Here is a 19,492-nt window from a genome sequence, read left to right as displayed (position 1 = left end):
CACACCGGCGAAAATCGCCGTCGGCCGAGCCTGCGTGATCGCCGGGTGGTTCTTCGATTAGTGTTTGGTGCCGTGCCTGTCTACGCCGCCTACGGCAGCAACATGGACCCCAAGCAGATGGCCCAGCGGGCCCCCCACTCCCCCATGCGGGGGTCGGGCTGGCTTCAGGGCTGGCGTCTGACGTTCGGCGGGAACGACCTCGGCTGGGAGGGCGCGCTCGCCACCATCGTGGAGGAGGCCGGAGAGCAGGTCTTCGTCGTCCTCTACGACGTGCCCGAATGGGACGAGACCACCCTCGACCAGTGGGAGGGCGCCGCGGCCGGCCTCTACCACAAGGTCAGGCTCCGGGTGCAGACCCTGGAGGGTGAGGTCGTGGCCTGGTTCTACGTGCTCGACGGCTACGAGGGCGGGCTGCCCTCGGCGCGCTACCTCGGCATCCTGGCCGAGGCGGCGGAGAAGGCCGGGGCGCCGGACGACTACGTCCGGGCGCTGCGCGAGCGCCCCTGCTCGTCCCTGGGAAGCTGAGCCCTGGGCCAGGGGACCGGATCCGCCGGCGGCGGAGCCCTCGCTCGTCCCCGGGCAGCTGAGCGACGTGCCGTCCTAACGGCGAGTAACCTCTGATGCGTGACGAATGACCCTTATGCACTCGCCGAGGACGCCGCGACCGCTCTCAAGGACGCCCTGGGAGTCGAGTCCGTCGATGTCGCCCTGGTGATGGGGTCGGGCTGGGTCCCGGCCGCCGACGCGATCGGCGAGACGATCGCCGAGGTCCCGGTGACCGACCTGCCCGGGTTCGCCCCGCCGCTGGTCGCGGGCCACGCGGGCCGGATCCGCGCGGTGCGGACCGCGCAGGACAAGATCGCGCTGATCTTCCTGGGCCGCACCCACCTCTACGAGGGCCGCGGCGTGGAGCCGGTCGTGCACGGCGTGCGGACCGCGATCGCCGCCGGCGCCCGCACGATCGTGCTGACCAACGCCGCGGGCGGCCTGCGCCCGGAGACCCAGGCGGTCGGCGAGGCCGTACTGATCAGCGACCACATCAACCTGACCGGGGCCAACCCGATCACCGGCGCCACCTTCGTCGACCTCACCGACGTCTACACCCCGCGCCTGCGCGCCCTGGTCCGCGAGGTGGACCCGTCCATGGCGGAGGGCGTCTACGTCGCGTTCCGCGGCCCGACGTACGAGACCCCGGCCGAGGTCCGCATGTGCCGCGTCCTCGGCGGCGACATGGTCGGCATGTCCACCGCGCTGGAGGCCGTCGCCGCCCGCGAGGGCGGGGCGGAGGTGCTGGGGATCTCGCTCGTCACCAACCCGGGCGCCGGGCTGGTGGGCGAGCCGCTGAACCACCAGGAGGTGCTGGAGGTCGGCCGCGCCACCGCCGCGCGCATGGGCGGGCTGCTGTCGAAGGTCGTCGACAGGCTCTGACCGACCCTTGACCCCGTCCCGGCCTCGTGAGACGGCCGGGACGCCGACAACCACCCGGCAGGGCCCGCGGAGGCGGGCCGAACCGATGACGGACCCGGCGGAGGCGGCGGGCCGCCGCCGGCAGGAGGCGACGTTGAACAGCGATCTCGTACGGCTCGCACGGGACTGGCGGGCCCAGGACCCCGACCCGGAGACCCGCGCCGAACTCGGCGCGCTGCTGGAGGGCGGCGACGAGGCGGCGCTGCGCGAGCGGTTCGGGGCCAAGCTGGAGTTCGGCACCGCGGGGCTCCGCGGCGAGCTGGGCGCCGGCCCCAACCGGATGAACCGGGTCACCGTCATGCGCGCCGCCGCGGGCCTGGCCCGGGTGCTCGGACCGGGCGGGCACGTCGTGATCGGCTACGACGCCCGGCACAACTCCGACGTCTTCGCCCGCGACACCGCCGCCGTGCTCACCGGCGCCGGGCTGCGCGCCTCGGTGCTGCCCGGCCCGCTGCCCACCCCGGTGCTGGCCTTCGCCGTACGGCACCTCGTCGCCGACGCCGGCGTGATGGTCACCGCCAGCCACAACCCGCCCCGGGACAACGGCTACAAGGTCTACTGGGGCGACGGCTCGCAGATCGTGCCGCCGGTGGACCGGGAGATCTCCGACGCGATCGACGCCGTCGGGGACGTTTCCGGTCTGCCGCTCGGCTCCCCCGGCGACGACGCCTGGACCACGCTGGGCGAGGAGATCGTGGCCTCCTACGTGGACGCGGTCACCGCGCTGCCGATCGGCGACGCCCGCGACCTGAAGGTGGCCTACACGCCGCTGCACGGCGTGGGGGCGGTGACGCTGACCGGCGCCTTCCTGGCCGCCGGGTTCGAGGCCCCGGCCATCGTGGAGGCGCAGGCCGCCCCGGACCCCGGCTTCCCCACCGTCGCCTTCCCCAACCCGGAGGAGCCGGGCGCGATGGACCTCGCGCTGGAGCTCGCCGGGCGGATCGGCGCGGACATCGTGCTGGCCAACGATCCCGACGCCGACCGCTGCGCGGTGGGCGTGCCCCTGCCGGACGGCGGCCACCGGATGCTCACCGGCGACGAGCTCGGAGCCCTGCTGGGCGAGCACGTGATCCGGAACACCTCCGGCGGCGGGCGCCTGGTCGCCACCACCATCGTCTCGTCCTCCCTGCTCGGCAGGATCGCCGCCGGGTACGGCGTGCGCCACGCCGAGACCCTCACCGGCTTCAAGTGGATCATGCGGGCCGAGGGCGGCGACCTCGTCTTCGGCTACGAGGAGGCGCTGGGCTACAGCGTCGGCACCGGCGCCGGCCTGCCGGTCCGCGACAAGGACGGCATCGGGGCGGCGCTGACCGTCGCCGGCCTGGCCGCCGCCGCCAAACGCGACGGCCGCACCCTGCTCGACCTGCTCGACGACCAGGCCCGCCGGTACGGCCTGCACGCCACCTCCCAGCTCTCGGTGCGGGTGGACGACCTGTCCCTGATCGCCGGCGCGATGGCCCGGCTGCGCGCCACGCCGCCGGTGGAGCTGGGCGGCCGGAAGGTCGAGTCCGCCGACGACCTGCGCGAGGGCGCGGGCGGCCTGCCGCCCACCGACGGCCTGCGCTACCGGCTGTCCGGCGGCGCCCGCGTCGTCGTCCGCCCGTCGGGCACCGAGCCCAAGCTCAAGTGCTACCTGGAGGTCGTCGTCCCGGTCGCCGGGGAGGTCTCCGAGGCGCGGGCTCGGGCCGCCGCCGACCTGGACGCCCTCCGCGCCGACCTGTCGTCCGCCCTGGGCCTCTGAGCCCGCCCGGCCCTCTGAGCTGAGCCCGCCCGGCCTTCTGAGCCCGCCCGGCCCCCGAGATGGAGATACGTCCATTCCGGGGGCCGGATGCCGGAGGAACCTCCATGGCGTGACCGGTCCGCCGGGTGGTTTGCTACCGGGCATGAAACCGACAACGGTCGAGGAACGGGTCGTCGTGCCCGCTCGCGAGGGACGCGCGGTCACGGTGACCGCCGGGCAGCGGGTGCGCGTCGTGGACCTGGAGGGCGGCCAGGTGGGCGACCTGTTCGCCTTCGCCGCCGACGACCCGGCCGAGCACCTCAGCGCCTCGCACACGCGCAGCCGTACGAGCCGGTTGTTCCCCGCGGTCGGGGAGCCGTTCCTCACCGACCGGCGCAGGCCGATCCTGACGCTGGTCTCCGACACCTCCCCCGGCTGGCACGACATGCTGATCGCCGCGTGCGATCCGGCACGTTACGCCGCGCTCGGCGTGCGCGGGACCCACGCCTCCTGCGCGGAGAACCTGCACCGTTCCCTCACCGGGCTGGGGCTGACCAGCGGCGTCACGCCCCAGCCGGTCAACGTGTTCATGCGCATCCCCGTCCAGGAGTCCGGAGAGCTCCGCTGGCTGCCCGCGGTCAGCCGCGCGGGCGACGCGATCACCTTCGAGGCGGTCATGGACTGCGTCGTGGTGCTGTCCGCGTGCCCCCAGGACCTGGTCGGGATCAACGGGAACGGCCCGTCTCCGCTGGCGATCGACGTGCTGTCCGGGTGACCGGCCGTTCTTCCCACATACCTACGAGAAGGAAGTCCAGACATGAGCGTTTTCACCTCCGGCACCGGGCACCCGGCGCTGGAAGCGGGACGGATCGGGGAGCTCACGCCGGCCAACAGGCTGGTGGTCTCGCCGATGACCAGGGTCTCGGCGGCCCCGGACGGCACGCCGACGGACGAGATGGCCGAGTACTACGCCGAGTTCGCCCGCGGCGGGTTCGGGCTGGTGATCACCGAGGGCACCTACACCGACACCGTCCACAGCCAGGGATACCTCAACCAGCCGGGGATCGTGTCCCCGGAGCATGCGGCGGCCTGGCGGGAGGTCACCGGACGCGTGCACGAGGCGGGGGCGGCCGTCGTGCTGCAGCTCATGCACGCCGGGGCGTTGTCGCAGGGCAACCGCTACCGTGACGACACCGCCGGCCCGTCCGCCGTGCCGCCTCTGGGGGAGAAGATGCCCGAGTACGGCGGTCACGGGCCGTGGCCGACGCCGAGGGCGATGGACGAGGCCGACATCGAGGCCGCGGTGCGCGGCTTCGCCGAGTCGGCGGTGCGCGCGCGTGAGGCGGGCTTCGACGGGGTCGAGGTGCACGGCGCCAACGGCTACCTGCTGGACCAGTTCCTCACGGACTACACCAACCGGCGCGAGGACCGTTACGGCGGCCCCGTCACCAACCGGATCCGTCTGGCCGCGGAGGTCGTGGCGGCCATCCGCGCGGAAGTGGGACCGGACTTCTGCGTCGGCGTCCGCCTGTCCCAGACGAAGGTCAACGACTTCACCCACCGGTGGCCCGGAGGCGTCCACGACGCCGAGACCGTCTTCGGGGCGCTGGCCGACGCGAACGCGACGTATCTGCACATCGCCAGCGAGGGCCGGGACTGGATCGAGACCGCGCGGATGGAGAACGGCGTCACGATCACCGGTCTGGCCCGCAGGGTGAGCGGTCTGCCGGTGATCGCCAACGGCGGCATGCACGACTTCGGCCAGGCCGCGAAGGTCCTGGCGGACGGGCACGCGGACTTCCTGTCCATCGGCCGGGCGGCTCTGGCCTCCCCCGACCTGCCCCGCCGCCTGGCGGACGGGACGCCGCTGGAAGACTTCGACCACATGATGCTGCAACCCATGGCGACCCTGGACAACGCGCGCCGGTGGCGGCGCTCCGCCCTGACCGGGGCGTGACCTCTTCCGAGGAGGATGGTGGCCGACATGAGTACGGACTGGTGCGGCGAGGCCGCCGCCGTCGTGACGCTGACCTTCGACGTCGACGCCGAGACGCCGATCCTCGCGCGGGGACGCCGCTACGCCGGGCACGCGAGCACGATGTCGCACCAGGCGTACGGGCCGGATGTCGGGTTGCCCCGCATCCTGGACCTGCTCGACGACCTCGACGTGCCCGCGACGTTCTTCGTGCCGGGCTGGGTGGCCGAGCACCGCCCGGGTCTGGCCGGGTCGATCGTGGAGCGGGGGCACGAGGTGGCCCACCACTCCTACAGTCACCGCCCGCCCACGTCGATGACCTTCCAGGAGGAGCGGGACGACTTCGCCCGGGCGCTGGAGGTGTTCTCCGGCCAGGGCATCGAGATCACCGGATACCGGGCGGCGCTGTGGGAGGCCACCTGGCGCACCGCCGGGCTCGTCGCCGAGTACGGCCTGCTCTACGACTCGTCGCTGATGGGCGACGACCGCCCCTACCGGCTCCCCACGGAGCACGGGGAGATCGTCGAGTTGCCGGTGCACTGGTCGCTGGACGACTGGGAGCAGTACGCCTACCTTCCCGAGCCGCACGTCGGATCGGTCATCGAGTCACCGGCGAAGGTGCTGGAGATGTGGTGCGCGGAGCTGGACGGCATGCGGCACTACCGCTCCCTGTTCAACCTGTGCGCGCACCCCTTCCTGTCGGGCCGCCCGGGAAGGGCCCTGGCCCTGCGCCGGTTCGTCGAGTACGCGCTCGCGTGCGGGGACGTGCGGTTCGCCCGCTGCCGCGACGTGGCGAGGGCGGCGGCGGCCGATCCCGGGCTCGCCAGGCGCCCGCACCGGGCGCCCGAGGCGGACCCGGAGGTCTATCCCCGCTGAGCGACGTCCGTCCCCGCCGGGCGGCTCGGGCGGCCCGTCCCCGGATCCCGGGCCCGTCCGGACGACGCCGTCCGGAGCGGGCCCGGGATCCGGTCCGCCGCGCGGTGCGGACGCGCCGGCCCGCGTGCTCTCACCGCGGGGCCATGTCGTCGGCGCGCAGGGCCAGGAACAGATCCACCCGGCCCTCGGTGCGGTTGATGTCCCGGCCGGTCAGCTCCACGATCCTGGAGAGCCGGTTGCGCAGCGTGTTGACGTGGACGTGCAGCGCGGCGGCGGTCAGCGCCCAGTGCCCGTCATGGTCGAGGAAGGCACGCAGCGTCGGCTCCAGCTCCCCACCCCGCCTGGCGTCGTACCTCCGCATCGGCGCGAGCACCTCGTCGGCGAAACCGCGCAGCGTCCCGGATTCCTGCAGCCCCAGGAGCAGCCGGTGCGCGCCCAGCTCGGCGAAGGACCGCACGGCGGGGCCGCTGCGGCTGCGGCGCAGGACCCGGCAGGCGTCCTGCGCCCGCACCAGGGGTTCCAGCAACCCCGCCGACCCGGTGACGACGTCACCGAGACCCGCCACCGGACGCCGCCCGGGGAACCGCTGTCCCACCGCCTCGACCAGCCGCTCCGCCATGGACGTCAGCCGCTGCCCGGAGTAACGCCAGGGCAGCACCGCCACGACGTCCTGGGTGCCGCCCGCCACCACGACCGGTACGCCCTCGGCCACGAAGAAACCTCCCACGACCTCGGCCAGACCGGGCAGCGTCGCGGCCTCGCCCTCGGCGAAGGCGACGGCGCACACCGCCAGCGGGCCGTCGGGGTCCACCCCGAAGGCCCGCAGCCTGTCGGGCACCTCGGCCGACCGGTGCCCGCCGGAGAGCACCATCTCCCGCAGCTCACCGGCGAAGCGCATCTCGATCGCCTGTACGGCCTGCCGCTTGGCCACCTCCAGGCTGAGGAAGCGCGCCGCCTGCTCCAGCGCGTCCCGCTCCGCCCGGTCGAGGGTCGTCATCGGGCGGAGGCAGACCAGGGCCGCGTCGACGTCGCCGACGGCGCCCACCAGGAACAGGGTCGCGCGTCCGGCCGGTCCCACGGACACCTCCAGCGCGGGCGGCCGGCGGGCGAGTCCGTCGGCCACCTCCCGGAGCTCTCCGGCGTCGAGTCCGGCCCCCTCCGCCGCGATCAGCCGGCCCATCCAGTCGACCACCGCGAGCGGCAGATCGTGGTCGCGCCGGAGCACCTGGAGCACGCCGGAGGCTCCGGCGCCGTGTGAGATCGCGCCGGCCAGCGCGTCGCCCCTGCGGATCATGCCGACCAGCTCGCCCTGGCGTTCCTCGGCGTAGACGGCGGCGACCGCCTCGGAGACCGCGGTGAAGGGGACCGCGGGGGAGATCTCCAGCAGCGGCAGGCCGGCCTCCCGGCAGGCGTGGACCAGCTCCCGGGGCGTCGCGGGGGTCTCCTCACGCAGTCCGAAGACGATCCCCGCCGCCCCCGCCCGCGTCAGCCCGGCCACGAACTCCGCCGGGGTCACCCGGTCGAGCCACAGGCCGTTGGTCAGCACGAGCTCGCGTTCCCGCACGTAACGGGAAGGGTCCGGCAACTCGGTGTTGTGGATCCAGGCGACCGGGGACTCCATCGCCCCGGCCGGGCCGGGGACGAGCACGCGCAGCTTCAGCGAGGCGTTCCGCGTGAGGGAGGACAGGGTGAACACCCTGTGAATATATCCATGTCCATCGCGATATATGGAGATATTTCTCCACTGTGAACGGCGGTGACCCGGGTGCTTATGTGGTGCGCATCACCAAGGAGGCAGCCATGTCGACCAGCGACCCCGCCCGAGCGGACGTGTCAGGGACCACCCGCTTCGACGAACACGGCATCGAACCCATCCCCCCGGCGGCTCGTGACTCCACGCCGTGGCAGCAGTTCTGGATCTGGTCGGGAGCCAACATCGCACCGATCAACTGGGTGCTCGGAGCCCTGGGCATCACCCTCGGGCTGAGTCTGCTGGAGACCCTGGCCGTGATCGCCGTCGGCAACCTCGTCGGATGCGCCGTCTTCGGACTGTTCAACGTCATGGGGCACCGTACCGGGGTGAACCAGATGGTCCTCGGCCGCGCGTCGTTCGGCCGCAGGGGCGCCGTCGTCCCCGGCCTGGTGCAGGGCCTGCTGACCATGGGCTGGGTCGGCGTCAACACCTGGGTCGTGCTCGACCTGGTGATGGCGATCCTCCAGCGGTTCGGCGTCGAAGGCGGTGCCGGCCTGAAGTACGGGGTCGCCGCGATCATCATGGCGGTCCAGCTCGGCCTCGCGCTGTACGGCTTCTACGCCATCCGCACCTTCGAGAAGTACACGGTGCCGATCACCGTGCTGATCATGGTGATCATGACGGTGATCGCGCTCTCCAGGACCACCCTCGACTGGACGGCCACCACCGCCGTGACCCCGGTGTCCAAGGTCACCGCCGTCACCCAGCTGCTCACCGCCATCGGCATCGGCTGGGGGATCAGCTGGCTTCCCTACTCGGCGGACTACAGTCGTTTCGTCCGGGTCCGGTCCTCCGACCGGTCGGTGTTCTGGTCGACCGCGCTCGGCACGTACGTGCCGACCGTCTGGCTGGCCGCCCTCGGCGCGTGCCTGGCCAGTGCGGGCGCCGGCGCCGATCCGTCCACGCTGGTGACCGAGGTGTTCGGCGTGATGGCGCTGCCCGTCCTGCTCCTGATCATGCACGGGCCGGTCGCCACCAACATCCTGAACCTATACTCCTGCTCGCTCGCCGCGCTGTCGATCGGCGTGCGCGTCGCCCGGTGGAAGCTCACCCTCGTCGCCGGCGCGGCGGCGTCGGCCGTCCTGGTGGTGTTCGTCCAGGCCGACAGCTTCGCCCACGCCTTCGACAACTGGATGGTCTCGATCCTGGTGTGGATCAGCCCGTGGGCGAGCATCGTGCTGGTGGACTTCTTCGTGCTCCGCGGGGGACGGATGGACGTGGCCTCGCTGTACCGGGACGACGCCTCGCCGTACGGCACGGTGAACCGCAGAGCCCTGGTCAGCCTCGGCCTCGGGCTGGTCGCGGCGTGGAGCTGGCAGTTCGGGCTCGTCCCGGCGACGCAGGGACCGATCGCCCGCGCGCTGGGCGGCACCGACTTCTCCTGGTTGTCGGGAGGGCTGGTGGCCGGCGGCCTGTACTGCCTGCTCTCCGTCCGGGCACGCAGGGCCCACGCCGGTCTGGGCGTGGCACGCGAGGGGGCGCTGTCCTGATGGGACCGAGGATCCGCATCCTGACGACCGGCGGCACGATCGCCTCACGCCCGGCTCCGGAGGGCGGGGTCAGCGTGGCGGTTCCCGGCCACCGGCTGGTCACCGCCGCGGAGACGGCCGTGACGACCGAGGTCCGCGAGGTGATGCTCGAACACAGCTTCAACCTCACCCGGGCCCGGATGCTCGAACTCGCCGGGCGGATCGTGGCCGAGGTCCGCGACCCCGAGGTGGACGGCGTCGTCGTCACGCACGGCACCGACACCATGGAGGAGAGCGCCTACCTGCTCGACCTGCTCCTCCCCCCGGGGAGCACCGTGGTCTTCACCGGAGCCCAGCGGCACGCGGCCGAACCCGACGGGGACGGGCCGCGCAACATCCGCGACGCCGTACGGGTGGCCGCCGACCCCGCGGCACGCGGACTCGGCGCGCTCGTCGCCATGGCCGGGCTCGTCCACGCCGCCCGGCACGCGACCAAGGCCGACACCCTCGCCCCCGAGGCGTTCGCCTCCCCCGGCCACGGTCCCGTCGGCCGGGTCTCCGGCGACCGGGTCCGGATCGCCTTCCATCCCGTGCGTCCCGCCGGATTCGACCTGGCGGAGATGGCGGGCCCGCAGCCCCGGGTGGACATCGTGCCCGTCCATCCGGACGCCGACGGCGTCCAGGTGGCGGCGTGCGCGGCCGCCGGCGCCCGCGGGCTGGTGGTCGAGGCTCTGGGCGCGGGGAACCCCACGCCCGGGGTGCTCCGCGAGATCCGCTCGTGCGTCGCCGACGGCGTCACCGTGCTCGTCACCTCCCGCTGCGCCCGGGGGCCGGTGACCCCGGTGTACGGCGCGGGCGGCGGCGTCGACCTGGCCGAGGCGGGAGCGGTGTTCGCCGGGTCGCTGCGCGCACCCAAGGCACGGGTCCTGCTCGCGACCGCCCTCGCCGCCGAACCACGCCCGGACAGGGCACTGGCCCGCCTGGTCCCGCACCTCGGTCTGTAAGACGGTCTCAAAGCTAAGAGTCTCAAAGCTGAGAGTCTCATTTCTGGGACACTCGGAAATGAGTGTCCCAGAAATGAGACCATCGAGCCGTGGACGGGTTCATCGGAAGGTCACGGGAGCTCGGCAAGCTGCGCAGGCTGCTGTCCAAGGTCGAGGCGGGGGACCGCGTCGGCCGGCCGGGCCGGGCCATCCTCATGCGCGGCCGACGCCGGGTCGGCAAGTCACGCCTGGCCGAGGAGTTCATCCGGCGCGCCGGAGTCCCCCATCTCTTCTACTCGGCCACCCGCGGCTCCGAGATGCAGCAGATCCGGAGGTTCGTCGAGGCCGCCTCCACATCCGACCTCCCCTCCGCCCACCTGCTGACCGGGCAGTCACCGGACTCCTGGGACTCCGCCCTGCGTCTCCTGGCCGCCTCACTCCCTCCGGACGCCCCGAGTGTCGTGGTCATCGACGAGCTGCCTTATCTGATCGCGAGCAGCCCCGACCTCGAAAGCGTCCTCCAGGTGCTGTTCGACCGGGAGTTCTCTCGCCTGCCCGTGCTGCTCATCCTGATCGGCTCCGATCTGTCGATGATGGAGGCGATCAACCAGTACGACCGGCCCTTCTACATGCGGGCCACCGAGATGGTGGTCAGCCCGCTCACCCCGGCGGACGTGGCCGACAAGCTGGAGCTGCCCGCGGCCACCGCCGTGGACGCCCATCTGGTGACCGGCGGCCTGCCGATGCTCTGCGAGGAGTGGGAGCCGGGGCTCTCCGTCCAGGAGTACCTCCGGGAAGCCCTGACGGACTCCACGTCGTCCCTGATCGTGAGCGGCGAACGCGCCCTCTCCGCCGAGCTGCCGCCCGACGCCCAGGCACGGATCGTGCTCGGCGCGATCGGCTCGGGCCAGCGCACCCGCTCCTCGATAGAGCGGGCGGTCCCCGGCGTCCCGAGGGCCTCGCTCAACCGGGCCTTGCAGCTCCTGTTGGAGAAACGGCTGGTCACCGCCGAGCTTCCACTCTCCACCCGGCCATCACGCGAGACCCGATACCACATCGCGGACACGCACCTGCGGTTCTGGCTGGCCTTCGTCGGCCCTTGGCTCCCGGAGATCGAAAGGGACAGGGGCGACCTGGCCCTCGCCAACTTCCAGCGGACGTGGACGTCCTGGCGGGGAACCGCGGTCGAACCGGTCATCCGGGAGTCCCTGCGGCGCATGGACGGACTGCCCGAGCAGACTGGAGCCGTCGGCGGCTACTGGACCCGCACCAACGACCCGGAGATCGACATCGTCGGAGCGGACCGCGAACCGATCGCCAAAAAGATCACCGTGGTCGGATCCGTCAAATGGCTGGAGAACCGGCCGTTCGACCGGCACGACCTGAACGAGCTGATCGTCCACCGGTCCAGGCTCCCGGGCGCCGACGCCTCCACCCCGCTGCTCGCCGTCTCCCGCAGCGGGGCCACGACCGGCGAGGTGAGACTGATCACGCCGGAGGACCTGATCGGCGCCTGGCGCCTCGAAGCCGACCCGCCGAAGGATGAGCCACCCGGCGAACCGGCCGCCGGCGCGTAACCGACAACGGTCCCGTACGCGCCGTGGCGGCGGAACACCACGAGCCCTCCACCCGATGACGAGACCGTGCCCGGCCGCATACACCGACCGTGCACCCGGCCCGGCCCGGACCAGGATCACCGACATTTCACGGGTTGCGTAACCGACAGTTCACGGGGTGCCGACCGACATTCGACGGTCGCTTGGAACCGCAGCTCAGGGCAGCAACACCGACATTTCACGGGGCTTGGAACCGACAGTTCACGGACCGCCGACCGACATTCGACGGGGCGGGAAACCGACAGGTTTCCACGCCGCCTCGGAGGCGGAGGCGTCTTTACGGTGACGGGTCGTGGCCGGGCGGGCGGGACGGGGGTACGGCGGGCGGGGACGGCGCGCGGCCACACCCGCCCGTGGCCCAGACCCCGGGTCCGTGTTCCGTGGTCCAGGGCCCGGAGCACGTGAGGTCGGAACGACCCGGTGTCTCCCGTCAGGAGACCACCACGGCGGCGATCACCACGGCGAGCGCGCCCAGCAGGGCGACCATGGCGGCCGGGGCCCAGACGGACCTGACCGGGGTCCGCGCGGCGTCTCCCGTGTCCCCGGTGCTCCCGGCGGCCGTGCCGGCCGTACCGGAGCCGGGGGTTCCGGCCGTACCCGAGGTGCCGCTCGCGTCGGGGGTCCCCGTCGTGCCGGTGGGCTGCGCGGCGGTGAAGGCGGAGGCCCGCCGGGCGGACTCGGCCCGCTCGGCGATCTGCTCGGCCACCCAGTCGGCGTGGGTCTTGCCCGCCAGCAGCTCGGCCGCGGCCTGCTCCCCCTTGGTGGGCGTCGCCTCGGTGCGGAACCGCCCGCCGGTGCGGGCGGGCCGTGCCCGCCGCGTGGCCGACGCCCGCTCGCGACCGGAGGTCTGCGGCGTCCAGCAGCGCACGACCGCGTCACCAGAAGTGATCTTGATCGCGTGGGAGACCGCGACGTCGTCCACGGCCGCCCAGGGGAAGAACGTGTCCCTGAGCGGGTTGCGCACCAGCACGCCGTCCTCGGCCAGCACGACCCCGGGGCGCAGGCAGGTGATGTAGACCAGCGCGGTGATGACCGCCAGCACCGCGCCCGCGACCATCGACTCCGGCCCGCTGTAGCGGACGACGAGGTCCACCGCGTTGAGCGCGGCGAACGCCGTCCAGACCCAGCCGAGGATCAACGCGGCCCTCGACCGGAACACCTGCTTCATGACACCGACCCCACTCCCGGAGCCCCGCTCACGCCTGCCACTTGAGCCGCGCGAGACCGGGCTTGATGACACCGTTGATCAGCGCGAGGCGCTCGTCGAACGGCAGGAACGCCGACTTCATGGCGTTGATCGTGAACCACTGCAGGTCGTCCCAGCCGTAGCCGAACGCCTCCGACAGCTTGGCGAACTCCTGCGAGACGGTGGTGCCGCTCATCAGCCGGTTGTCGGTGTTGACGGTGACCCGGAAGTTCAGTTTCCGCAGCAGGCCGATCGGGTGCTCGGCGATGGACGGCGCCGCGCCGGTCTGCAGGTTGGAGGTCGGGCACATCTCCAGCGGGATGCGCTTGTCGCGGACGTAGGCGGCGAGCCGTCCGAGCTTGGCCTCGCCGTCACCCGTCACCGTGATGTCGTCGATGATGCGCACCCCGTGGCCCAGGCGGTCGGCGCCGCACCACTGGATCGCCTGCCAGATCGACGGCAGCCCGAACGCCTCACCGGCGTGGATGGTGAAGTGGGCGTTCTCCCGCTGGAGGTACTCGAACGCGTCGAGATGGCGGGTCGGAGGATAACCCGCCTCGGCCCCGGCGATGTCGAAGCCCGCCACGCCGACGTCGCGGTAGCGGACCGCGAGCTCGGCGATCTCCATGGACCTGGCCTGGTGGCGCATCGCGGTGAGCAGGGTGCCCACCCGGATGTCGCGGCCCTCGGAGCCGATCCGGAAGCCCTCCAGGACGGCCTCGATGACCTCCTCCAGGCTGAGCCCGGCCGAGGTGTGCTGCTCGGGGGCGTAACGCACCTCGGCGTAGACGACGCCGTCGGCCGCCAGGTCCTCCGCGCACTCGGCGGCGACGCGGACCAGCGACTCGCGCGTCTGCATGACGCCGACCGTGTGGTCGAAGGTCTCCAGGTAGCGCTCCAGCGAACCGGAGTCGGACGCCTCGCGGAACCAGGTCCGCAGCTCCTCCGGATCGGTCGTGGGCAGCCGGTCGTAGCCCGTCTCGCGGGCGAGCTCCACGATGGTCTCCGGCCGCAGACCACCGTCGAGGTGATCATGGAGCAACACCTTCGGAGCCCGGCGGATCTCCTCAAGGGTGGGTAGCTGACTCATCTCGCCATCTTATGTCGCAGGTCGGAACGGAAATCTTGCGGACAGAGCGGCCCCGCCCGCTCCTCGCGTCCGGCTACTCCTCGCGTCCGGCGCTCTCGGGCGAGAAGGCGGGCAGGCAGACCGCGACGTACTCGGCGCCCTCGGGGCCGCTGCTGTAGCGGATCTTCTCCCCCGGCTCGCTCACGAACGCCTGCCCGGCGCCGACCTCGGTCGTCCCACCGGCGTGCTCGACGATGACGACGCCCTTGAGGACCAGCGTGTACTCGGCGAACTCCGGGGTCTGGGCCGGTTCCTCCCACCCCGCCGGGGCCTTCATGCGGGCGATCGAGAGGGCCTCGTCACCGCTGTTGACGCGGCCGACGTACTCCTCGATCACCTTGCCGCCGGGGACCGGGATCCGTGTCGCGCTGTCGATTCTGCGTACCATGCGACCAGTTTGTCACTTTGCGGGCCGCGAACCGGTCGCGAACCGGCCTCGAACCGGCCGTGGTCCTCCGCAGACCGGCCGTGGTCCTCCGCGAACCACCGCGGACCGATCGTGAACCGGCCGCAGACCGATCGTGAACCCTTCGCGGGCCGGTCAGTGGGCGATGTCGACGACCAGCCGGTTCGGGCTCCGCTGCTCCGTCACCCGGAACCCCGCCCGGTGGTCCAGGACGATGCCGACGCCCACCACGCCCTCGAAGTCGCCGGTCTTGACCACGTTCTGCACGTTGCCCAGCTGGGCCTGGAAGACCGGCCCACCCGTCCAGGTGGGCTTCCCGGAGTCGCCGTGCGCCGCGGCCGGCCGCATCTTCACCTCCAGGTAGGCCCCGCCGACGGCGTCGATCGGGTCGCCCGACCCCTCCTGGACCAGTTTGGGCACCCAGCGCACGGTGTAGCCCGGCAGTGCCCCCTTCACGTCGATCACCACGCGGTCGAACCCGTCGTGCTCGGCGAACCGCGCGCCGGTGACGATCGGCGACTCGTCGAGGTCGCGCTCGACCTCGACCTCCCGGGTGCTCGTCGGGGGCTTCTGCCCCGGCCGCGCGACCGGCGGAGCCGACGGGGACGACGAGGAGGACGGGGAGGACGGCGGCGCGGCGGGGTCCGAGGAGGCGCCCGGATCCTCCGGGGCGTCCGAGGTCGCCGTGGCGGCCGGTGGGTCGGCGGGGGTGAAGCCGGCGTCCCGTGCGGCGGCGCCGCAGCCGGCGGCCGGCAGGCCGAGAAGGACGAGGGTGAGGGCGACGCGGATGCGCTTCATGGTGGGCCTCCTACGTCTTAGATGCCCCGGGGGCGGGGGCGGTTCACCCCGTGGACGGCACCGGCCACCGCACCGCTTCGATCATCGCAGGTCAGGTGGGGAAGGTGGCGGAATCAAGGCCGTGCGGCCCGAAAGGACGGGGGCTTCGGTCCTTTCGGGCCGCACGGCCGTACGGTTCCTGGGAGCGGCCGTACGGCCGTGGCGGACACACGCGCCGGCCGCCGCGCGAGCCGGGAGGGCCAGCGCGGCGGCCGGTGAGCCGGTCCTTCCGTACGGGCCCCTGTGTCACCGTGCGGAAGGCGGAAGACGGACGGAGGTCAGACGGTCTCCAGCACCCTCTCGTCCGGCGTCCCGCCGTCCGCCGCCGGGACGGCCGTGCGGGTACGGCGGAGGCCGGTGAGCGCGATCGCCAGGCCGACGAGTCCGAGGATCGCCGAGACGGTGATCGCCGCGCGGAAGCCGTCGAGCGGGTCGGCGCTCGTGTTCGAGGTGAGCACGGCCGTCACGACGGCCAGCACGACCGCCCCGCCGACCTGCCCGGAGGTGTTGAGCAGGCCGGAGGCCAGTCCCTGCTCGTCGTCGGCGACGCCGTTGGTCGCCTGGATGTTCAGCGATGGGAAGGACAGCGCGAAGGCGATGCCCAATAGGACCATGCCCGGGATGACCAGCGTGACCAGGTCCGGGTCGGCGTTCACCCGGAGGAAGAAGGCGTAGCCGCCGGCCAGCGCGGCCGAGCCGACGACGATCAGCCTGCCGGTGCCGAACCGGTCGGCCAGATCGCCCATTTTGGTGGAGGTCACCGCGACCAGCAGCCCGGCGGGCAGGAAGGCCAGCGCGGTCGCCAGTGCCGACCAGTGCAGGAAGTTCTGGAAGTACTGCATGGCCACGAACTGGAAGCCGACGTAGGAGCCGAACAGGATGACCAGGCCGAGGTTGGCCCGGACGATCGGGCCGGACCGCAGGATGCCGAGCCGTACCAGGGGGTGCCTGACCCGCCGCTCGGTGACCACGAACGCGGCCAGCAGCGCCACCACCCCGGCCAGCGAGCCGATGGTGCGGAGCGAGCCCCAGCCGGCCTCGGGGGCCTGGACCACGGTGAACACCAGCAGCAGCATGGAGGCGGTGATGGTGACCGCGCCGATGAGGTCGTGTCCGCCCTCGGCCCGTTCCTCCTCGCGCCTGGGCAGGTACCGCAGCGCCGCGACCAGCGCGATGACGGCGACGGGGACCGGCATGAGGAACGTCCAGCGCCAGCCGAGCTGGGTCAGGAAGCCCGAGATGACCAGGCCCAGGGAGAAGCCGCTGGCGCCCGCGGCGGTGAAGACGCTGAGGGCCCGGTTGCGGGACGGGCCCTCAGCGAAGGTCGTGGTGATGATGGACAGCGCGGCGGGGGCGGTGAAGGCGGCGCTGACACCCTTGACGAACCGGGCGGCGATCAGCAGGGTTCCGTCGTTCACCACGCCGCCGAGGAGCGAGGCCACCGCGAAGACGGCCAGCGCGGCCAGGAAGACCCGGCGCCGGCCGAGCAGGTCGGCGGTGCGGCCGCCCAGCAGGAGCAGACCTCCGTAGCCGAGCACGTAGCCGCTGACCACCCATTGCAGGGCGGAGGTGGAGAGGCCCAGGTCGGCCTGGATGGACGGCAGGGCCACGCCGACCATCGACACGTCGAGGGCGTCGAGGAACACCACGGCGGAGAGCACGGTGAGCGCGGCCCAGAGGCGCGCGTCCCAGCGCTCGTCGGGGGACGAATGAGGCATGCCGCACACTTTTCCATGCAGATGCATCTAATGCAAACGAATTAAGTTCTTGTGCATTAAATGTTCACGCATGGTATGATCCGCGCATGAGCGAGGAGTCCCTGGTCGGCGCCTGGCGCGAGGTGCTGGCCAAGCACGCCATGACCACCTGCGCGCTGGAGCGCGAGCTCTCCGAGCGGCACGGGCTCGGCATGAGCGAGTTCGAGGTGCTGGAGCGCATGGTCGAGGGCGGCCGGGAGAAGTACCGCGTCCAGGAGGTGGCCGACGCGGTCCACCTCAGCCAGAGCGCCTGCTCACGGCTGATCGCCCGCCTGGAGAAGGCGGGCCTGGTGTGCCGGGGGATGTGCGAGGACGACCGGCGGGGCGTCTTCGTCCTCATCACCGACGAGGGCCGCGCCCGCCACACCGAGGCCACACCCACCCACCGCGCCGTGCTGTCACAGGTCTTCGCCCCCGCCGAACGGCTCGCCTCCCCCGCCTGAACCGCCCCGGGCCCCTTCCCGGCCGCCCCGCACACTCGCGCGCCTCCGGACCGCCCCGCACCTCCGGGTGGCTCCACACACCCCCGACCTCCCCGCACCCCCGGCCGCCCTCGCACGCCCGCAGCCCCTCTCCGACGCGGCATACCGGGGCTCCCGACGAATCCTGGTTCGTGCCGCCTAATATCTTGCCTTCCACGATATTGTGGATTCATGAGCCCGCGAACGATGACGGAACCCGCGTTCCTCGTTCTCACCGCCCTCGTCGACGAGCCGCGCCACGGCTACGGCATCGTCCAGGAGGTCGAGAGGCTGTCCGGGGGGCGGGTCGAGCTGAAGATCGGCACGCTGTACGGCGTGCTGGACCGGCTGGCCGCCGACGACCTGGTGGCCCTCGACCGCGAGGAGGCCGAGCGGGGGCGGCTGCGCCGCTACTACCGCCTCACCGAGTCCGGGGCACGCGCCCTGGAGGCCGAGGCCGTACGGCTGGCCGGAAACGTCGAGGCGGCCCGCACCCGGTTACGCGCCCGGTACGCGGGAGGCGCGGCGTGAACGAGCACGGCGAGCGGACCGGTCCGGCGGACCCGCCCGGCGAAGGCGGAGGCATGCACGAGCGCGGTGACGAGTACGGCGGTCCTGCGGACGCGGCCGGCGAAGGAGGAGACGTGCACGAGCGAACGGATGGGCACGGCGTCCCCGCGAACGCGGCCGACGAAGAAGGCGGCGCACGCGAGCGGGCCGGGCACAGCGATCTGCTCGAAAAGCGTTACCGCCGCGTGCTGCGTCTGCTGCCCGTCTCCTACCGCGCCGAGCGGGAGGAGGAGATGGTCGACGCCTTCATGGAGGGCTCGGGCGGCCTGACCGACGCCGACGATCCCCGGCCGCGCTGGCCGGAGGTCGCCAGCGTGGCCGCGCTGGCGGTGCGGGTGCGTCTCGGCGGCGTGGGCGCGACACCGCGTCACGTCGTCTGGGGCGAGGCCGTCCGCCTGGCGGCCGTCATGGGCCTCGCCTTCCAGGCGATGATCAGCTGTACCTGGCCCGTGTACCTGCTGATCGCTCGCGGGTTCCCCGGCGCGATGTCCGCCGAGTACCACTCGTTCTTCGAGAACCTGTCGATATCGCAGTTGCTGGACTTCACCGGCCTGCTGTGGATCGGCGCGTTCGTCGTGCTCGTCCGCGGCCGCGTCCGTGCCGCCAAGGTCCTCGCCTGTCTCGCCCTCGTCCTGCACCTCGGGCCTCATGCCCTGCGGGAGGGTCTCTTCGGCCCGGGCGGCGGCTTCCTGCTGACCTACAGCCTGATGTACGTGGTGCCCGTGCTGGCGTTGCTGGCCGGGTTCCACCGTGACGCGCCGCCGCCGCGCGCCGCCCGGTGGGTGATCGTCCTGTTCTTCGGCGGCGGGCTCTCGCTGCACCTGGCGCTGACCCTGATGACGATGACCTCGGTCGCCGACCCCGAGGCCCTTGCCTGGGCATGGTCGTGGACGAGTGCTACAGGGATGGCCTGCCTGGCCTTCCTGCTGGCGGGCGCGACCGTCCTGGGAGGACGCCCGTGGATGCCGGACGGGTGGCGGAGTCCGGCCCTGCCGCTCGCGCTGGCGATGCTCGCCGTACCGGTGGCGGCGGTTCTCGCCAACGAGCTGACCTTCGACCTGAACCACGACCCGGCCGACCAGGCGAGCCGCTTGATGACCTCGACGACCGCCGCCCAGCTCGCCGCGGTCGTGCTGTGCGGTCTCGTCCTCACCGTGGCGGCCGTACGGTCGATGCCCGCCCCGGCACCGGCGACCCCGATCGCCGATCCCCCGGCCGGGGCCCACTGACGCCGCATCCCCTCCGTGCCCCTCCGCGCCTCCCTTCCGGCCCGGAAAGCACGTCGCC

General features: G+C 72.6%; 18 protein-coding genes. 12 read left to right on the top strand and 6 right to left on the bottom strand.

The genetic code is table 11. The features are described from left to right. Nucleotides 1-72 precede the first annotated feature (72 nt). The 6 genes from ACFYSC_RS08215 to ACFYSC_RS08190 all read left to right on the top strand — a co-directional run bounded on the left by ACFYSC_RS08215 (nucleotide 73) and on the right by ACFYSC_RS08190 (nucleotide 6,038). Nucleotides 73-525, top strand: a complete 453-nt coding sequence (locus tag ACFYSC_RS08215) for a gamma-glutamylcyclotransferase (RefSeq protein ID WP_179819533.1) — start codon at nucleotides 73-75, stop codon at nucleotides 523-525. Nucleotides 526-624: 99 nt separating this feature from the next. Beyond that, entirely contained in the window at nucleotides 625-1,428 is an 804-nt protein-coding gene (locus ACFYSC_RS08210) for a purine-nucleoside phosphorylase (protein ID WP_389958373.1), read from the top strand. A gap of 133 nt (nucleotides 1,429-1,561) precedes the next feature. After that, nucleotides 1,562-3,208, top strand: a complete 1,647-nt coding sequence (locus tag ACFYSC_RS08205) for a phospho-sugar mutase (protein ID WP_389958370.1) — start codon at nucleotides 1,562-1,564, stop codon at nucleotides 3,206-3,208. Nucleotides 3,209-3,350: 142 nt separating this feature from the next. Then, nucleotides 3,351-3,962, top strand: coding sequence for a DUF1989 domain-containing protein (locus tag ACFYSC_RS08200; RefSeq protein ID WP_389958367.1), 612 nt, complete (start codon nucleotides 3,351-3,353; stop codon nucleotides 3,960-3,962). Between the two features lie 42 nt (nucleotides 3,963-4,004). Next, nucleotides 4,005-5,144: an alkene reductase gene (locus ACFYSC_RS08195; RefSeq protein WP_389958363.1), complete on the top strand. Its 1,140-nt coding sequence runs from the start codon at nucleotides 4,005-4,007 to the stop codon at nucleotides 5,142-5,144. Between the two features lie 27 nt (nucleotides 5,145-5,171). Continuing rightward, nucleotides 5,172-6,038 (top strand): polysaccharide deacetylase, encoded by an 867-nt coding sequence (locus ACFYSC_RS08190; RefSeq protein WP_389958360.1) that lies wholly within the window; start codon nucleotides 5,172-5,174, stop codon nucleotides 6,036-6,038. A gap of 130 nt (nucleotides 6,039-6,168) precedes the next feature. On the opposite strand, the gene ACFYSC_RS08185 is transcribed toward ACFYSC_RS08190, so the two are convergent. Further along, on the bottom strand, nucleotides 6,169-7,734 hold the full coding sequence (locus ACFYSC_RS08185; RefSeq protein WP_389958357.1) for a PucR family transcriptional regulator: 1,566 nt from the start codon (nucleotides 7,732-7,734) through the stop codon (nucleotides 6,169-6,171). Nucleotides 7,735-7,838: 104 nt separating this feature from the next. On the opposite strand from ACFYSC_RS08185, the gene ACFYSC_RS08180 reads away from it, so the two are divergent. The 3 genes from ACFYSC_RS08180 (at nucleotide 7,839) to ACFYSC_RS08170 (ending at nucleotide 11,820) form a co-directional block, all read left to right on the top strand. Beyond that, on the top strand, nucleotides 7,839-9,281 hold the full coding sequence (locus ACFYSC_RS08180) for a cytosine permease (protein WP_389958354.1): 1,443 nt from the start codon (nucleotides 7,839-7,841) through the stop codon (nucleotides 9,279-9,281). Further along, nucleotides 9,281-10,264, top strand: a complete 984-nt coding sequence (locus ACFYSC_RS08175; RefSeq protein WP_389958352.1) for an asparaginase — start codon at nucleotides 9,281-9,283, stop codon at nucleotides 10,262-10,264. The genes ACFYSC_RS08180 and ACFYSC_RS08175 overlap by 1 nt, the downstream gene beginning before the upstream one ends. Before the next feature lie 89 nt (nucleotides 10,265-10,353). Further along, on the top strand, nucleotides 10,354-11,820 hold the full coding sequence (locus ACFYSC_RS08170; protein WP_389958350.1) for an ATP-binding protein: 1,467 nt from the start codon (nucleotides 10,354-10,356) through the stop codon (nucleotides 11,818-11,820). A gap of 469 nt (nucleotides 11,821-12,289) precedes the next feature. On the opposite strand, the gene ACFYSC_RS08165 is transcribed toward ACFYSC_RS08170, so the two are convergent. The 5 genes from ACFYSC_RS08165 to ACFYSC_RS08145 all read right to left on the bottom strand — a co-directional run bounded on the left by ACFYSC_RS08165 (nucleotide 12,290) and on the right by ACFYSC_RS08145 (nucleotide 17,135). Further along, nucleotides 12,290-13,027, bottom strand: a complete 738-nt coding sequence (locus tag ACFYSC_RS08165; RefSeq protein ID WP_389958347.1) for a PH domain-containing protein — start codon at nucleotides 13,025-13,027, stop codon at nucleotides 12,290-12,292. A gap of 28 nt (nucleotides 13,028-13,055) precedes the next feature. Continuing rightward, nucleotides 13,056-14,135, bottom strand: coding sequence for an adenosine deaminase (locus ACFYSC_RS08160; protein ID WP_362928786.1), 1,080 nt, complete (start codon nucleotides 14,133-14,135; stop codon nucleotides 13,056-13,058). 73 nt (nucleotides 14,136-14,208) lie between these two features. Beyond that, nucleotides 14,209-14,562, bottom strand: a complete 354-nt coding sequence (locus ACFYSC_RS08155; RefSeq protein WP_389958343.1) for a cupin domain-containing protein — start codon at nucleotides 14,560-14,562, stop codon at nucleotides 14,209-14,211. Between the two features lie 153 nt (nucleotides 14,563-14,715). After that, on the bottom strand, nucleotides 14,716-15,378 hold the full coding sequence (locus ACFYSC_RS08150) for a hypothetical protein (protein ID WP_389958341.1): 663 nt from the start codon (nucleotides 15,376-15,378) through the stop codon (nucleotides 14,716-14,718). Between the two features lie 317 nt (nucleotides 15,379-15,695). Further along, nucleotides 15,696-17,135 (bottom strand): MFS transporter, encoded by a 1,440-nt coding sequence (locus tag ACFYSC_RS08145; RefSeq protein WP_389958338.1) that lies wholly within the window; start codon nucleotides 17,133-17,135, stop codon nucleotides 15,696-15,698. Nucleotides 17,136-17,221: 86 nt separating this feature from the next. On the opposite strand from ACFYSC_RS08145, the gene ACFYSC_RS08140 reads away from it, so the two are divergent. The 3 genes from ACFYSC_RS08140 (at nucleotide 17,222) to ACFYSC_RS08130 (ending at nucleotide 19,434) form a co-directional block, all read left to right on the top strand. Beyond that, nucleotides 17,222-17,617 (top strand): MarR family transcriptional regulator, encoded by a 396-nt coding sequence (locus tag ACFYSC_RS08140; protein WP_362928778.1) that lies wholly within the window; start codon nucleotides 17,222-17,224, stop codon nucleotides 17,615-17,617. A gap of 210 nt (nucleotides 17,618-17,827) precedes the next feature. Next, nucleotides 17,828-18,166 carry a PadR family transcriptional regulator gene (locus tag ACFYSC_RS08135; protein ID WP_389958334.1) on the top strand — a complete coding sequence of 113 codons (339 nt, stop codon included), beginning with the start codon at nucleotides 17,828-17,830 and terminating at the stop codon, nucleotides 18,164-18,166. A gap of 113 nt (nucleotides 18,167-18,279) precedes the next feature. After that, complete coding sequence (locus tag ACFYSC_RS08130) at nucleotides 18,280-19,434, top strand: hypothetical protein (protein WP_389958332.1); 1,155 nt, start codon at nucleotides 18,280-18,282, stop codon at nucleotides 19,432-19,434. Nucleotides 19,435-19,492: the final 58 nt, after the last annotated feature.

The organism is Streptosporangium sp. NPDC004379 (genome assembly GCF_042873875.1).
Taxonomy (GTDB): domain Bacteria; phylum Actinomycetota; class Actinomycetes; order Streptosporangiales; family Streptosporangiaceae; genus Streptosporangium.
The sequence above is the reverse complement of the archived record's forward strand: the minus strand, read 5'-3'. Positions and strand labels throughout refer to the sequence as shown.

Excerpts from the sequence above, each read along its gene's own strand:
- ACFYSC_RS08140 (WP_362928778.1), top strand. The coding sequence starts at position 17,222 with ATGAGCGAGGAGTCCCTGGTCGGCGCCTGGCGCGAGGTGCTGGCCAAG.
- ACFYSC_RS08145 (WP_389958338.1), bottom strand. The coding sequence starts at position 17,135 with ATGCCTCATTCGTCCCCCGACGAGCGCTGGGACGCGCGCCTCTGGGCC.
- ACFYSC_RS08190 (WP_389958360.1), top strand. The coding sequence starts at position 5,172 with ATGAGTACGGACTGGTGCGGCGAGGCCGCCGCCGTCGTGACGCTGACC.
- ACFYSC_RS08195 (WP_389958363.1), top strand. The coding sequence starts at position 4,005 with ATGAGCGTTTTCACCTCCGGCACCGGGCACCCGGCGCTGGAAGCGGGA.
- ACFYSC_RS08175 (WP_389958352.1), top strand. The coding sequence starts at position 9,281 with ATGGGACCGAGGATCCGCATCCTGACGACCGGCGGCACGATCGCCTCA.
- ACFYSC_RS08160 (WP_362928786.1), bottom strand. The coding sequence starts at position 14,135 with ATGAGTCAGCTACCCACCCTTGAGGAGATCCGCCGGGCTCCGAAGGTG.
- ACFYSC_RS08155 (WP_389958343.1), bottom strand. The coding sequence starts at position 14,562 with ATGGTACGCAGAATCGACAGCGCGACACGGATCCCGGTCCCCGGCGGC.
- ACFYSC_RS08135 (WP_389958334.1), top strand. The coding sequence starts at position 17,828 with ATGAGCCCGCGAACGATGACGGAACCCGCGTTCCTCGTTCTCACCGCC.
- ACFYSC_RS08150 (WP_389958341.1), bottom strand. The coding sequence starts at position 15,378 with ATGAAGCGCATCCGCGTCGCCCTCACCCTCGTCCTTCTCGGCCTGCCG.
- ACFYSC_RS08200 (WP_389958367.1), top strand. The coding sequence starts at position 3,351 with ATGAAACCGACAACGGTCGAGGAACGGGTCGTCGTGCCCGCTCGCGAG.
- ACFYSC_RS08165 (WP_389958347.1), bottom strand. The coding sequence starts at position 13,027 with ATGAAGCAGGTGTTCCGGTCGAGGGCCGCGTTGATCCTCGGCTGGGTC.
- ACFYSC_RS08180 (WP_389958354.1), top strand. The coding sequence starts at position 7,839 with ATGTCGACCAGCGACCCCGCCCGAGCGGACGTGTCAGGGACCACCCGC.